Origin of the sequence: Mesorhizobium sp. M0698 (assembly GCF_040320455.1) — a bacterium.
Lineage (GTDB): Bacteria > Pseudomonadota > Alphaproteobacteria > Rhizobiales > Rhizobiaceae > Mesorhizobium.
The window spans coordinates 13,155-25,742 of record NZ_JAMYPQ010000004.1; the positions used below are offsets into that span (position 1 = coordinate 13,155).

12 protein-coding genes are annotated in these 12,588 nt (G+C 62.1%); 2 read left to right on the forward strand and 10 right to left on the reverse strand.

What is annotated here, in order from left to right:
* Positions 1 to 3: 3 nt before the first annotated feature.
* The 8 genes from NKI16_RS10435 to NKI16_RS10470 form a co-directional block, all read right to left on the reverse strand.
* A complete protein-coding gene (locus tag NKI16_RS10435) occupies positions 4 to 576 on the reverse strand; it encodes a TRAP transporter small permease (protein WP_352571215.1) in 573 nt (190 codons plus the stop codon).
* A 138-nt stretch (positions 577 to 714) separates the two neighbouring features.
* Positions 715 to 1,689: a sialic acid TRAP transporter substrate-binding protein SiaP gene (locus tag NKI16_RS10440; RefSeq protein WP_502894239.1), complete on the reverse strand. Its 975-nt coding sequence runs from the start codon at positions 1,687 to 1,689 to the stop codon at positions 715 to 717.
* Between the two features lie 51 nt (positions 1,690 to 1,740).
* On the reverse strand, positions 1,741 to 2,460 hold the full coding sequence (locus NKI16_RS10445) for a FadR/GntR family transcriptional regulator (RefSeq protein WP_352452148.1): 720 nt from the start codon (positions 2,458 to 2,460) through the stop codon (positions 1,741 to 1,743).
* A 194-nt stretch (positions 2,461 to 2,654) separates the two neighbouring features.
* Complete coding sequence (locus tag NKI16_RS10450; protein ID WP_023674272.1) at positions 2,655 to 3,560, reverse strand: DMT family transporter; 906 nt, start codon at positions 3,558 to 3,560, stop codon at positions 2,655 to 2,657.
* 88 nt (positions 3,561 to 3,648) lie between these two features.
* Positions 3,649 to 6,249, reverse strand: coding sequence for a TRAP transporter permease (locus tag NKI16_RS10455; protein ID WP_352839380.1), 2,601 nt, complete (start codon positions 6,247 to 6,249; stop codon positions 3,649 to 3,651).
* 56 nt (positions 6,250 to 6,305) lie between these two features.
* Positions 6,306 to 7,259 carry a TAXI family TRAP transporter solute-binding subunit gene (locus tag NKI16_RS10460; protein WP_023674270.1) on the reverse strand — a complete coding sequence of 318 codons (954 nt, stop codon included), beginning with the start codon at positions 7,257 to 7,259 and terminating at the stop codon, positions 6,306 to 6,308.
* A gap of 93 nt (positions 7,260 to 7,352) precedes the next feature.
* The gene (locus NKI16_RS10465) at positions 7,353 to 8,684 is read right to left on the reverse strand and encodes an aspartate aminotransferase family protein (RefSeq protein WP_352839383.1); all 1,332 of its coding nucleotides are present in this window, start codon (positions 8,682 to 8,684) and stop codon (positions 7,353 to 7,355) included.
* A complete protein-coding gene (locus NKI16_RS10470; protein ID WP_352839386.1) occupies positions 8,681 to 9,586 on the reverse strand; it encodes a MurR/RpiR family transcriptional regulator in 906 nt (301 codons plus the stop codon). Before NKI16_RS10470 ends, NKI16_RS10465 begins: the two co-directional genes overlap by 4 nt.
* Before the next feature lie 96 nt (positions 9,587 to 9,682).
* Between NKI16_RS10470 and NKI16_RS10475 the strand changes: the two genes are divergently transcribed.
* Together NKI16_RS10475 and NKI16_RS10480 are read left to right on the forward strand one after the other, a co-directional pair.
* Entirely contained in the window at positions 9,683 to 10,531 is an 849-nt protein-coding gene (locus NKI16_RS10475; RefSeq protein WP_352839388.1) for a beta-keto acid cleavage family enzyme, read from the forward strand.
* A gap of 167 nt (positions 10,532 to 10,698) precedes the next feature.
* Positions 10,699 to 11,091, forward strand: a complete 393-nt coding sequence (locus NKI16_RS10480) for a GFA family protein (RefSeq protein WP_352571209.1) — start codon at positions 10,699 to 10,701, stop codon at positions 11,089 to 11,091.
* A 384-nt stretch (positions 11,092 to 11,475) separates the two neighbouring features.
* On the opposite strand, the gene NKI16_RS10485 is transcribed toward NKI16_RS10480, so the two are convergent.
* On the reverse strand, positions 11,476 to 11,841 hold the full coding sequence (locus NKI16_RS10485; protein ID WP_352571207.1) for a DoxX family protein: 366 nt from the start codon (positions 11,839 to 11,841) through the stop codon (positions 11,476 to 11,478).
* Positions 11,838 to 12,200, reverse strand: a complete 363-nt coding sequence (locus NKI16_RS10490) for a VOC family protein (protein WP_031211108.1) — start codon at positions 12,198 to 12,200, stop codon at positions 11,838 to 11,840. Before NKI16_RS10490 ends, NKI16_RS10485 begins: the two co-directional genes overlap by 4 nt.
* Positions 12,201 to 12,588 lie beyond the last annotated feature (388 nt).

Genomic DNA, 12,588 nt, shown 5'->3' on the forward strand with positions numbered 1-12,588 from the left:
CGCTCAGACCCCCGCTGTCTCGAACGCACCGGGACGCTCGAGCACCGAATAGCCGCGCCGGTAATTGCCGATAAAGACCTGGATCGAGCGCAGAAGCATCAGCACGAAGCCCGCCAGTACGGCGTAGAAGAACCAGCGCCGCGGCAGGTTGACGGTGACCATGCGCTCATGCGCCACGATCGTGACGTAGCGCCACATCAGCCACGATCCGTAGGCGAAGAATGCGATGCGGACAATATCGACGGCGAGCGCCAGCCAGCGGCCGACACGCTCCGGCAGATAGTGGTAAAGCACGTCGACATGGATATGGCGCGAAAGGCGCACGCACATGGCGGCACCGAGAAAGACAACGACGACGAGCGCGTTGATGGCGATCTCCTCGGTCCAGGCAAAGCTGTTGTTCAGCGCATAGCGGGTGAAGAACTGCAGGAAGACACAGACGACCATGCCCCAGAACACGGCAAGCGTGACCCAATCCTCGATACCGTGGTCCGACAGGTCGACGTCGACCGGCACCTCCTCGAAGGCGTGCGCGATCTCTTCGACGGTGATCTCGGTGTGGTGTTCCTCGGCCATTGGCGCGGGCTCCCGAAGCTGGTGGGTCGTCAAGGATTGGAAAGGCCGTCCGGCGCAATTTGAAGCCGGACGGATGGGCAAGTGGCGAATCCGATTGCCGCCCTATCCTCTTGGTTGAGCATCCGATTTCCCGATGCCCTACTTGATGGCGCGGATCGCTTCCCAATCGGCCTTGTTGTAGCCGAACTCCTCGAAGGTGACCTTCTCCAGCACATTCTTCTCGAAGTCGGCACGGTCGACATCGGTTACGGTGATGCCGCGATCCTTGAATACCTGCACCAGTTCCTTTTCGCGGGCGACGATCTTCGCCGTGGCGCGGGCGGCGGCCTCCTGCATCACCTCGGTGAAGATCTTCTTGTCCTCGTCGGACAGCGAGGCCCAGCGCGACGCCGATATGATGGTGTTGAGATGATCGACGATGTGGCCAGTCAGCACGATGTTCTTCTGCACCTCGTAGAATTTCTTCGCTTCGATGGTGGTCAGCGGGTTCTCCTGGGCCTCGACCGTGCCGTTCTGCAGAGCCAGGTAGACCTCGGCGAAGGCAATCGGCGCCGTGTTGGCGCCGCAGGCACGCGGCATGGCCAGGTAGGCCGGCACGTCGGGAACGCGCATCTTCAAGCCCTGCATGTCGGAGCACTTGGCGATCGGCCGGTTCGAGGTGGTCTGCCGCGTCCCGTAATAGGTGGTGGCGACGATATGATTGCCGGTCTTGTCCTCATAGCCCTTGGTCAGGGCCTTGTAGACGTCGCTCTTTGTGTATTTCAGCAGATGGTCGGCATCGCGGAAAGTGTATGGGAAATAGGTGACGCCGATCGGTGGATATTCGCGCGCCGCGAAGCTCGATCCGGAAATGATGATGTCGACGGTGCCGAGCATCAGGCCCTGGTTGATGTCCGCTTCCTTGCCAAGCTGCGAGGCCGGATAGACGTCGATGGCGTAGCGGCCCTGGGTGCGCTTCTTGATCTCGTCGGCCGCCCACACGGATTCGGTGTGGAAGGGCTCCGTCGTCTCGTAGACATGCGCCCATTTCAGGACCGTTTCCGCCGAGGCCGACGCCATGGGTATAGCAATTGCGGCGATCGCACCGAGCAGAACTGCGTATTTTCTCAGCATCTAATTCCTCCCTGGTTGAATTTGACGGCCGGATCTCCCCCCGGCCAACTGCTATTCCGCAACCTCCTTGGCTGCGGCTCTCTCATCGAAATTGCGTGAGAATCTGATTTGGGACTGGCGCAGATGCTGCTGCATGGCGGCCTTGGCCCGCTCGGGGTCGCGCGCGGCAATTGCATCGCGCACGGCACGATGTTCCTTTGCCGCGACCTGCCAGGAATCGCTGGTCTCGAAATAGATTGACAGGCGTTCGAAGTACGGGTTCATGCGCTGGTCGAAAAGCTCGCCGATGAAGCGCACCAGCACCGCGTTCTCGAGAATGCCGGCGACAGCGGTGTGGAATTCCCGGTCGAGCGCAATGGTCATCTTGTTGGGGTGACGCATGGCCTCCATCCGGCGCAGCACGTCGTCGAGCCGTTCGATATCTGCAGGCCGGACATGGAGGGCCGCTTCGGCGGCGATCGCGCCTTCGACGAATTCGCGCGCGCGCAACAGCTCGAACGGGCCTTCCTCGACTTCGGGTTCGGAGGCGGCGGCGCTCGGCGGATCGGTGACGTAGATACCCGAGCCGACGCGGATGCGTATGCGGCCTTCGACCTCCAGCGCTATCAGCGCTTCACGGACTGTCGGGCGGGAAATTCCGAGCTGGTCGGCCAGATCCCGCTCGGTCGGCAGGCGGTCGCCGACGGAAAACTCGCCGGCATCGATCAGCTGCCTGAGCTGATCGGCTACCTGTCGGTAAAGCCGGCGTGGTTCAACGGCCTGGATCGGCATGCGCGTTTAGTTCCCTCCCGGGCCAACCCTGGTACATTGGTCTGACCCATTGACCGCAGCCTAAACTGACGACCAAGAGAGTCAAGCTGGATAAAAAAGACAGAAGAAGAAGGCGCCCTGACCCATCTATCCGGTGCACCTATGTGGCGCGGCCCGCGCAGCGGAAGGCGGCGCATTGCGAAGTATTGCATGCGTCAGCGCCGTCCTCCGCGAATGACCAGGACGTTTCCGGCGGCAACGAGGACGAGCCCGATGATCGCGTACGCAGTCCAGTCATAACCTTCCAGCGCCGTGGAGATCAAAAGCGCAAAGACGGGAAATATGACGGTCGCATAGCCGGCGCGGGCGCCGCCAATGCGTCCGAGCAGCGTCAGGTAGGCGGCGAAAGCCATGACCGTCGATATGACGGCGAGGAAGACCAGCGAGCCGATATAAGGGGCGGTCGTCGCGAACACGAACGGCTCACCAAGCAGGAAGGCCAGGAACGCCGACCACAAAGTGCCATAAAGCATGCCCCAGGCGCTCGTTGAAACGAGCGGCAGGTCGCGGCGCTGGTTTGCGACGGAGACGAGATTGCCGGCGCAGAAGCTCAGCGTGCCGCAGAGGCACAGGAGAAGGCCCACCAACGTGCCGCCGGAAAGCCCGTTGGCAGCGATTTCGGGAAAGAACATCAGCGCTATTCCGGCGAAGCCGATGATGCCGCCGGCGAGAATGCGCGGCGCCGGGCGCTCGCCGATGACCAAGGCACCGAGCAGCATGTTGATGACCGAGGCGAGCGAAAAGACGACCGAGAGCAAGCCGCTGACGAGATAGCCGGCGCCATAATAGAAAAACAGGAAGTTCGACGAGAAGATAAGGATGCCAAGCACAGCAAAGCGCAAATGATCGGCGATCGGAAAGCGGAGCCGCCGACCGGAAAAACCCGCCCAGGCAAACATCAGCAGCGTGGCGATGGCGAAGCGCCAGACCAGATTGACCTCGTTCGACACGCCGCTGCCGACCTGAAGTTCGATCGCGAACCACGATGCGCTCCAGGCAATGACCGTCAGCGCGTAAAGCCCGTAGTCGACGGGTTCGAAGGGGCGGTCGCGCGTCGTCATGCGCATTTCCGCGTTAGCCGGCTCCAGGGCGTCGTTTGGTTCTTTGGTTACCGACATGCTGGCCAAGACGCTTCCGCTCACAAGACGTTTACAGACCAACCGCCCGCCTTCGCCGCTTCTGGCCCCAGACGACGAGACCGAGCAACAGCAGAGCCGGAATGGCGAACCAATAGCGCGACGTCCGTTCCGCAGGGACAAGCACCTGGTTGATTTCGTCGCCGGGCTGCAGGCCGAATTTGGCCGCCTGGCTGCCCAGTCGCACGACGCCGACTGTCACGCTATCGCCAAGCGCACTGACGTCCAGGCCCGCAGCCTTCAGGCGTTCGGCCGATGAATTTGCGGGCCCGAGTTGTAGCCGAACCAGCTTCGATATCTCATCGCCGTTGAGGTTCAGTGTCGTCAGGCGCAGGCGAACCGCTCCGCCTTCGGCTGTCTCGTCGACGATACGGCTGAGTTCGGAGGCAGGCACTGCCCGATAAGGTTCGCTCACCTGATCGAGCAACAATCCCGGTCTGAACAAGATGAAACAGGCCACAAGCAACGCAATCGTCTCGTACCAGCGGTTGCGCACGAGCATCCAATTCTGCGTCGCTGCTACAAACGAGACCATGGCGAGCGTCGATGTGACCACCATCGCGACGAAGTCGAACGGCCCTTCGAGATCGATCATCAGCAGTCCGGTGTTGAAGATGAAGATGAATGGCAAGAGGCCGGTACGGATCTCGTACTTGAAGCCCTGAATGCCGGTCTTCACCGGATCGGCGCCTGAAATTGCCGCAGCAGCATAAGCCGCCAGCCCCACTGGCGGCGTCACGTCCGCCATCAGCCCGAAATAGAAAACGAACATGTGGACGGCGACCAGCGGCACGGCAAGATCGTTCTGCGCCGCCAAATCGACGATGACCGGCGCCATCAAAGTGGCGACGACGACATAGCTCGCAGTGGTCGGCATGCCCATGCCGAGAATGATGCAGATCACCGCGGTGAACAAAAGCATGACGATGAAGCTGCCGCCCGAGATGAATTCGACCAGCTCGGTCATTACCAGCCCGATGCCCGTGAGCAGAACCGTGCCGACGATGATGCCGGCCGTCGCAGTGGCAATGCCGACCGTCGTCATGTTGCGTGCGGCGGCGGACAGGCCACCGACCAGATCGTCGAAACCGTGAAGCCAATGCTGCGCCAGCGCTCGGTCCTTGCGGAAAAAGGCGGTGAGCGGCCGCTGCGTGACGATCAGCGCCATAAGGGCGACAGCGCCCCAGAATGCCGACAGGCCGGGCGACAACTCCTCCACCATCAGGCACCAGATCAGCAGGATCACAGGCAGCAGAAAATGCAGGCCGGTGCGCGCCGTCTCGCCGAAGTGGGGAATCCTGACGATCTCGCCCTCCAGATCCTCCAGCGGCAGGTCGGGATAACGCGCCCGGTAGGCGACAAGGCCGATGTAAACGGCGATCAGCGCGGCAGTGATCATCCAGGTCGCGGCCGCGCCGAAAACGATCTTCGTCCAGCCAATGCCGTAATAGACAAGCCCTGCGAGGACGATGAAGCCGCATACGCCCATCAGCCCGCGCAGCGCACCCTGATAGGCCGAATGGGCGCTGCGCGACGGCAGACCCTTCAGCCCCATCTTCATCGCCTCGATATCGACGATGTAGAACAACGAGCCGTAGGTCAGCAGCGCCGGGTAGAAGGCGTGCTTGACCACCTCGGCATAGGAGATGCCGACATATTCCGCGATCAAGAACGCGGCGGCGCCCATCACCGGAGGCATCAGCTGACCATTGACGCCGGCCGCGCATTCGATGGCGCCCGCCTTCACCGCAGAATATCCGACGCGACGCATCAGCGGGATGGTGAAGGTTCCGGTGGTCACGACATTGGCGATCGACGACCCGGAAATCATGCCGGTCAGGCCGGAAGCGACGACACCGGCCTTGGCCGGACCGCCGCGGTATTTGCCGAGCAGCGAGAAGGCAAGCTGGATGAAAAAGCCGCCGGCGCCGGCGCGCTCCAGCAATGTTCCGAACAGAACGAACATGAAGACGACGTTGGTGGACACACCGAGGGCAACACCGAAGACCCCCTCCGACGTCAGCCACATCTGCGAGGCTGCGCGCGATAACGTCGCGCCCTTGTGGCCGAGCAGGCCAGGTAGGTGAGGTCCGGCGAAGATATAGATCAGCATGATCGCCGCGATGACGGTGATGGCAGGCCCGACGGCGCGACGGGCGGCCTCGAGCAGGATGAGGACGCCGGCGATCGAGACGATCAGGTCAGCCGTAGTAGGAAGGCCCGGCCGATGGGCGATATCGCTGTAAAAGACCAACAGATAGAGGGCGGACGCCGCCCCGGCGATGCCTAGCACCCAGTCGGGCAGCGGCACCCGGCTGCGCGACGAGGTCTTGAAGGCCGGAAACGTCAGCATCGCCAGAAACAGGGCGAAGGCCAGATGGATGGAGCGGGCGATGCCGTCGCTGACGACACCAAAATTGAGCATGAACGGAAGGGGCGAGGCATACCAGAGCTGGAACAGCGACCATGCCAGCGATACGCTGAGGATCAGCTTCGCGGTGCGGCCGGTCGGCTTGCGCCCACCGGTGTCGGCTTCGGCGACGATCTCGCTAAGCTTGTCAATGTCGATAACGGGTTGGTCAGGCCCTGCCGCCCGCTGGCTTTGATCTGTCATCGTTCCCCACAATTATTTGCGATGCGAGGCGCCTGTGGCGCCTCGCATTGAAGGCCTCAGAGCCAGCCCTTCTCCTTGTAATAGCGCTCCGCGCCCGGATGCATTGGCGCCGACAGACCGGTCTTGATCATCTCCTTGGGATCGAGATTGGCGAAAGCCGGATGCAGTTTCTTGAAGTCATCGAAATTTTCGAAGACCGACTTCACCAGTTCGTAGACCACCTCATCGGGTGTGCTGGCATTCGTCACCACTGTCGCGCGGACGCCGAATGTCGTCACGTCGTCCGGATTGTTGGCGTACATGCCGCCCTTGATGGTGGCGACTGAATAGTACGGATGAGCTGCCAACAGCGCGTCCACTGCCGGACCGGTCAGCGGGATGAGTTTGGCGCCACAGGCCGTGGTCGGATCCTGGATCGCGGCGGAAGGATGACCGACGCCGTAGAAGAAACCGTCGATCTTGTTGTCGCACAGCGCGCTGCCCTGCTCGTCCGCCTTCAGCTCCGCGGCAAGCGAGAAATCGCCAAGCGTCCAGCCCATCTGCTTCAGCAACTCCTCCATGGACGAGCGGGTGCCTGACCCGGGATTGCCGACGTTGAAGCGTTTGCCTTTGAAATCCTCGAATTTGGTGACGCCGGCGTCCGGCCGCGCCAGCACGGTGAACGGCTCGGGATGGACGGAAAACACGGCCCGCAGATCCTTGAACGGCTTGCCGTCGAAATTTCCGGTCCCCTCATAGGCCTGGTATTGCACGTCCGATTGGGTCAGGCCGAAATCGAGGTCGCCGGTCTGGATGGAGTTGACGTTGAAGACCGAACCGCCGGTCGACTCCGTCGAGCATCGGATGCCGGTTTTCTGCCGGTCCTTGTTCATCAGCCGGCAAATGGCGCCGCCGACGGCGTAGTAGACGCCGGTGACCCCGCCGGTGCCGACCGTGACGAAGCGCTGCTCGGCTCCGACGGATGGCAGCGCCAGCAGCATGCAGGCCGCCGCGCCGATCAGGGTTTTCATTGAACTGTACATGGTCGCTACCTCTCTGGTGGGTGTCCCGGCCCGTCGCCGATGACGCGTTGGAACTAGTTGAGGCGGTCCGCGTCGTGCGGGTCAGGCCGCTGAAGCGATCGCAGCGTCGATCGCCTCACCGAGCCGTTCGACGATCCGATCGATATTCTGTTTGGAAATGATGAATGGCGGCGCCACAAGCACATGAACGCCCCGCACACCATCAATCGTCCCGGCCATCGGATAAATCATCAGGCCGCGGGCCATTGCTTCGCGCTTGATGCGGGCGTTGAGTTCAAGCCTCTGGTCGAATGGTTCCTTGCTGGCGCGATCAACCACCAGCTCGATTCCCCTAAATAGACCCCGCCCGCGAATGTCGCCGACGTGATCGTGGTTATCGAAGCGTTGGTGCAGGCGTTCGTCCAGCTGCGCGCCCATTGCGCTGACGTTGTCGAGCAGACCGTCACGCCGGATGACCTCCTGCACGGCAAGGCCGGCCGCCGCTGCCATTGGATGGCCCATATAGGTATGCCCATGCTGGAAGAAGCCCGAGCCTTGGGCAAAGGCATCGAAGATATGCCGGCCGAGCAGCACCGCGCCAATCGGCTGGTAGCCACCGCCAAGTCCCTTGGCGATGGTCAGCAGGTCGGGAGCGATGCCGTCCTGCTCGCACGCATGCAGAGTGCCGGTACGGCCCATGCCGCACATCACCTCGTCGAGAATGAGCAGCACGCCGTAGCGGTCGCAAATCGCGCGAATGTGCTTGAAGTAATCCGCGACCGGCGGCACCGCGCCGAGCGTGGCACCCACCACCGGCTCGGCGACAAAGGCGATGACCTCGTCCGGGCCGAGTTCGAGGATCTTGTCTTTGAGCTGCTGGGCGGCGCGCGCCGCATAGGCTTCGTCGCTTTCGCCATGCTTTTGATAGCGATAGGCGTAACAGGGGTCGATATGGTGGGTCTCGATAAGCAACGGCCTGAACTGGGCGCGGCGCCATTCGTTGCCGCCGGTGGCGAGAGCGCCGAGCGTATTGCCGTGATAGCTCTGCCGGCGTGCGATGAGATGGCGCCGTTGCGGCTCGCCTTTCTCGACAAAATATTGCCTGGCCATCTTGAGCGCGGCCTCGACCGCCTCCGAGCCGCCGCTGACTAGATAGACGTGGTCCAAGCCTTTCGGCGCGTCCTCGACCAGCCGATCCGCCAAGCGCTCCGCCACCTCGGTGGTGAAGAAGCTGGTGTGGGCGTAGGCGATGCGGTCAAGCTGGGTGTGCAGTGCAGCGATCACGTCGGGATGGCCGTGGCCGAGACAGGACACGGCCGCGCCGCCCGACGCGTCGATATAGGACTTGCCCTCGGCATCGAACAGTTCGATGCCTTGGCCGCGAATGGCGACCGGCAGCGTCGAGTGGATGGTTCGATGAAGAATGTGTGTCATCGACGGTCCCTCATGGGCATTTTCTTCGGCGGACGTTGGTTCAGATGGGTCTTGAGAGCGGCGCCCTGCTCATCGAAACGTCGCAGCGACTCAACAGCGCCCTCGCCTGCCTGCCCTGCGACAAGAGCACCGAGGACCTCGGCAACGATGAAAGCTGGCGTCATGGTGTGGAAAAAGGACGGGCTGCCGGTCGGCACGACGACTAGGTGATCGGCAAGCAGCGCCAAGGGCGCTACCCCGCTGTCGGTGATCGCAATGACCGGTACGCCGCGGCCGGCAGCGTACTCGACAAGCTCGATGGTGAAGCGCGTGTAGGGCAGGACGCTGGCGGCGATCAGCACGTCGTCCTTGGTCGCATGGGCCAGAGCGTCGCCATCGGTTCCGCCGATGCCGTGCAGCAGCACCGACTTCTCGCCGATCAGTGACAGGATGTAATGCAGATGCCAGGCGACTGCGTGGCTCGAGCGCAGGCCGAGGCAATAGACGCGCCTTGCCGCACTCAGCGCCCTGGCCGTCTCGACCAGACGGTCGATCGACCTGCCTTCGGCGAGATGGGAAAGCTGGCTGGAAATCGAATCCAGAATATCGGCCGCCAGCGCGTGGTCGCCCTTGAGCTTTTGGCTGGCCACCTGAAGGCCCGCCTTGCCGGCGAAACCGATTTCGCCGTCCCGGATCGCGGCGGCGTAGATATCGCGTACCGCCTCGTAGCCATCAAGGCCGAGATGCTGGGCCAGCCGCGTCATCGTCGCCGGCTGCACTCCTGCGTGCCGAGCCTGCTCGCGCATAGACAACAGCGCGACATCATACGGCTTATCAAGGACATAGCGCGCAGCGGACCGAAGCTGCGCCGACATGCCGTCGAAGGCACTGACGATCTGTCCAGCAAGCTCTCCCTGGTCCATGGATATTGCTAGCTCGCCAGACCAGCGATTGCAACGTCTGTTTCAGTGTGATCAAAGATCGATTCATATGAATCTTGTCACTCACAGAACGTCCCCATGAAGCCGGCCCATGGTCTCGACCGCATCGCCATAGCCGTCGCCCCGAACGGGGGACGTCGCAGCAAGGCCGACCATCCGGCGATTCCGCTGACACCAGCCGAACTTGCGAGGACGGCCGCGGAATGCGCCGATGCCGGTGCGGCTATGATCCACGTTCATGTCCGTGACAGAAGCGACAATCATCTGCTCGACGCCGACGCCTACCGCCAGGCGATCGCCGCCATCCGCGGTGCTGCCGGCGACCGCTTGGTAATCCAGATCACCTCCGAAGCGCTCGGTATCTATTCGCCGGCCCAACAGATGGCCGTCGTACAAGATGTAAAGCCGCAAGCTGTCTCCCTGGCGCTTCGCGAAATCGTTCCTGATGCCGGATCGGAACTCGCCTTCGTGCGCTTCATGGCCTGGCTGCACACCGAGGGGGTTGCGCCGCAGATCATCCTCTATTCGCCCGAGGAGGCCGTCAGGCTTTCGGACATGCAGCAGCGCGGACTGATCCCGTGGGCAAGCATACCGGTTCTCTACGTGCTGGGCCGCTACACGCCGGGACAGACGTCCGTTCCTGCCGATCTCTTGCCATTCCTTGCGGCGAACATGCCGCGCTTCGACCATTGGAGCGTCTGCGCCTTCGGCCGCAACGAAGCGGCGTGCGTGACCGCCGCCGCGTTGCTTGGCGGCCATGTCCGGGTCGGCTTCGAAAACAATCTTTTCCTTCCGGACGGCAGCATAGCCTCGTCCAACGCCGAACTGGTAGCGACCGTCGCACGCATACTCGCCGACTGCGGTGTCAAGATCGCCTCGGCCGCCGAGTTGGCGGCTCAATGGAACGCGCCGTTTCGTTCCATATGACAAACCAAAGCCTATTTTCGGCGGCAAGCTCGCGCAAGGCATAGAGAGGCGGCTGCAATGTCATCGCCACGGAAGAACGACGTGTCCCCGCCCGCGGCGCGGCGATTGCAACAACAGTGCCGGTCGTTGTAACCATTCCGGCCGCTTGATTTTGGAGGAGACGCAGCATGGACCGATTCACCGGCGGTTGCCTGTGCGGCAACGTCCGAATTATCGCGTCGGGGCGCCCATACCGGGTCGGCCTTTGTCACTGTCTTGACTGCCGCAAGCATCATGGCGCCCTTTTTCACGCTTCCGCGATTTTTCCTGAGGATGCGGTGACGATCGACGGCGAAACACGCGACTACGCCGGGCGGTTTTTCTGTCCCCGCTGCGGCTCCTCCATTTTCGGACGCACCGCAGACGAAATCGAAGTAAACCTGGGGTCCCTGGATGCGCCTGACCAACTGATGCCAACCTACGAAAGCTGGATCATCCGACGCGAGTCCTGGTTGCCGCCGTTTCCGCTCACGAGACGGTACGAGCGCGATCGTGACGCCACGGGTCGCTTTGAGGAATAGGTCGCACGAACGGTGCCGAGGAGGCAACGACATCAGAACACGGATTTTCAGGGACCGCCTGCTCACGCCGCTAAAAATGTGAACTTGCATGTTTACGAGGTGCGCTGCCTTCATCCACATTGCCCAAGGCATTCGTGAGCGCCTAAGGCGACCCGTGACAGCCAAGGCGCCGTTACCTTAGAGGAGGACCGCAGGGGATGGGACTCATCGTCGCCGCGATCTTGAAGTAGGCTTTGTACAGAGCGCCGCGTTCAATGCTGGCCGTTTGGGAGGTCACGCCGGAAGACCGGCCTTGCGGAAGCCATCAATGAACTGCTCAAGCAGCGCAGCGTCATGGAATGGCTCTGACGTGGTGTCCAGTGGCCCGCCGCCTCGAAACGATGATCACAGGCTAGTGGTCGCGGCGACAATCAACCCGCCCAAGACGGCAACATTGATGGTGAAGCCGGTACGAAGCGCTTCGCATTCATCACCGCTGTAGCGCCAGAAGTTGAGCGCCATGAAAGACGCCGCAATGGTGAATACGGCCAAGGCCGCGCCGGGAAAGGGTCCACCAAGGCCCGTTGCTAGGCAAAAGCCGCCTGCAATCTCCAGCACCGATCCGGCCGCGAGAAGAGGCCTGGGAGCAGGAAAGCCCCGCTCGGCCAGGGACGCTGCAACCGCCCGGAACCTGAGGAAATGCTCGGCGCCCGCCCAGATAAAGACGCTGCCGAGCAAAACCAATCCGAGGTGGTGGAAGAACGCGATCATTCCTTGCTGCCGTCCTCGGTGTAAACCGCAAGCTCGTAACCATCCGGGTCCGCGAAATGGAAGCGCCGGCCGCCCGGGAATCCATAGATCGGCCTGACGATCTTGCCTCCCGCCTGCTCGACCCGCTTGACCGTTCCCGGCAAATCATCTGCATAGAGGATGACGAGCGGGCCTCCTCCGGACCTCGCTGGGCCAGCGGCAAAGCCACCTGACAAGCGCCCGTCGTTGAACTCGCAATATTGCGGGCCGTAGTCGGTGAAGGTCCAGCCGAAGGCCTTTCCGTAGAAGTCGCGTGACCGCTGAATGTCTTTCACGTTGAATTCGACGTAGTCGATCCGTTGATCGTTGTTGTTGCTCATGACGCATACCTCTCGTGTGATGTACGACGCCGAAAGATAAGCACGCATCTCGCTTACCGGATTAAACGAAACGGCCATCGACGTATGGCTTCACACGGCGCTGCCGAGGCGATGCGCGTGGCATCACCCCTAACCTGCCCTCTTCATTCCGGCCGGAAGAAAACGACCGATTCTTGCAACCGTTCTCGATTGGAAGACGTTGTCGGTCGTGCAGATTGTTGCCTCGAGCGACGGCCGGGCGCAGCCGCTGCGCCGTAGGTTCACCGCCGCTAGTCCGAAGAGGAGCGAGATGAGCGATCCCGTCCCAGCACAGGCAACGGGTTCATTTCAGCAACGTCCAGCGTCGGCGCGGCTTCACGGGAGCTTTGCTTCGGTGTGGGTGCATCGA

Bases quoted from the DNA above. Each gene is read 5' to 3' on its own strand.
- NKI16_RS10435 (WP_352571215.1), bottom strand. From the start codon at position 576: ATGGCCGAGGAACACCACACCGAGATCACCGTCGAAGAGATCGCGCAC.
- NKI16_RS10440 (WP_502894239.1), bottom strand. From the start codon at position 1,689: ATGCTGAGAAAATACGCAGTTCTGCTCGGTGCGATCGCCGCAATTGCT.
- NKI16_RS10445 (WP_352452148.1), bottom strand. From the start codon at position 2,460: ATGCCGATCCAGGCCGTTGAACCACGCCGGCTTTACCGACAGGTAGCC.
- NKI16_RS10450 (WP_023674272.1), bottom strand. From the start codon at position 3,560: ATGACGACGCGCGACCGCCCCTTCGAACCCGTCGACTACGGGCTTTAC.
- NKI16_RS10455 (WP_352839380.1), bottom strand. From the start codon at position 6,249: ATGACAGATCAAAGCCAGCGGGCGGCAGGGCCTGACCAACCCGTTATC.
- NKI16_RS10460 (WP_023674270.1), bottom strand. From the start codon at position 7,259: ATGAAAACCCTGATCGGCGCGGCGGCCTGCATGCTGCTGGCGCTGCCA.
- NKI16_RS10465 (WP_352839383.1), bottom strand. From the start codon at position 8,684: ATGACACACATTCTTCATCGAACCATCCACTCGACGCTGCCGGTCGCC.
- NKI16_RS10470 (WP_352839386.1), bottom strand. From the start codon at position 9,586: ATGGACCAGGGAGAGCTTGCTGGACAGATCGTCAGTGCCTTCGACGGC.
- NKI16_RS10475 (WP_352839388.1), top strand. From the start codon at position 9,683: ATGAAGCCGGCCCATGGTCTCGACCGCATCGCCATAGCCGTCGCCCCG.
- NKI16_RS10480 (WP_352571209.1), top strand. From the start codon at position 10,699: ATGGACCGATTCACCGGCGGTTGCCTGTGCGGCAACGTCCGAATTATC.
- NKI16_RS10485 (WP_352571207.1), bottom strand. From the start codon at position 11,841: ATGATCGCGTTCTTCCACCACCTCGGATTGGTTTTGCTCGGCAGCGTC.
- NKI16_RS10490 (WP_031211108.1), bottom strand. From the start codon at position 12,200: ATGAGCAACAACAACGATCAACGGATCGACTACGTCGAATTCAACGTG.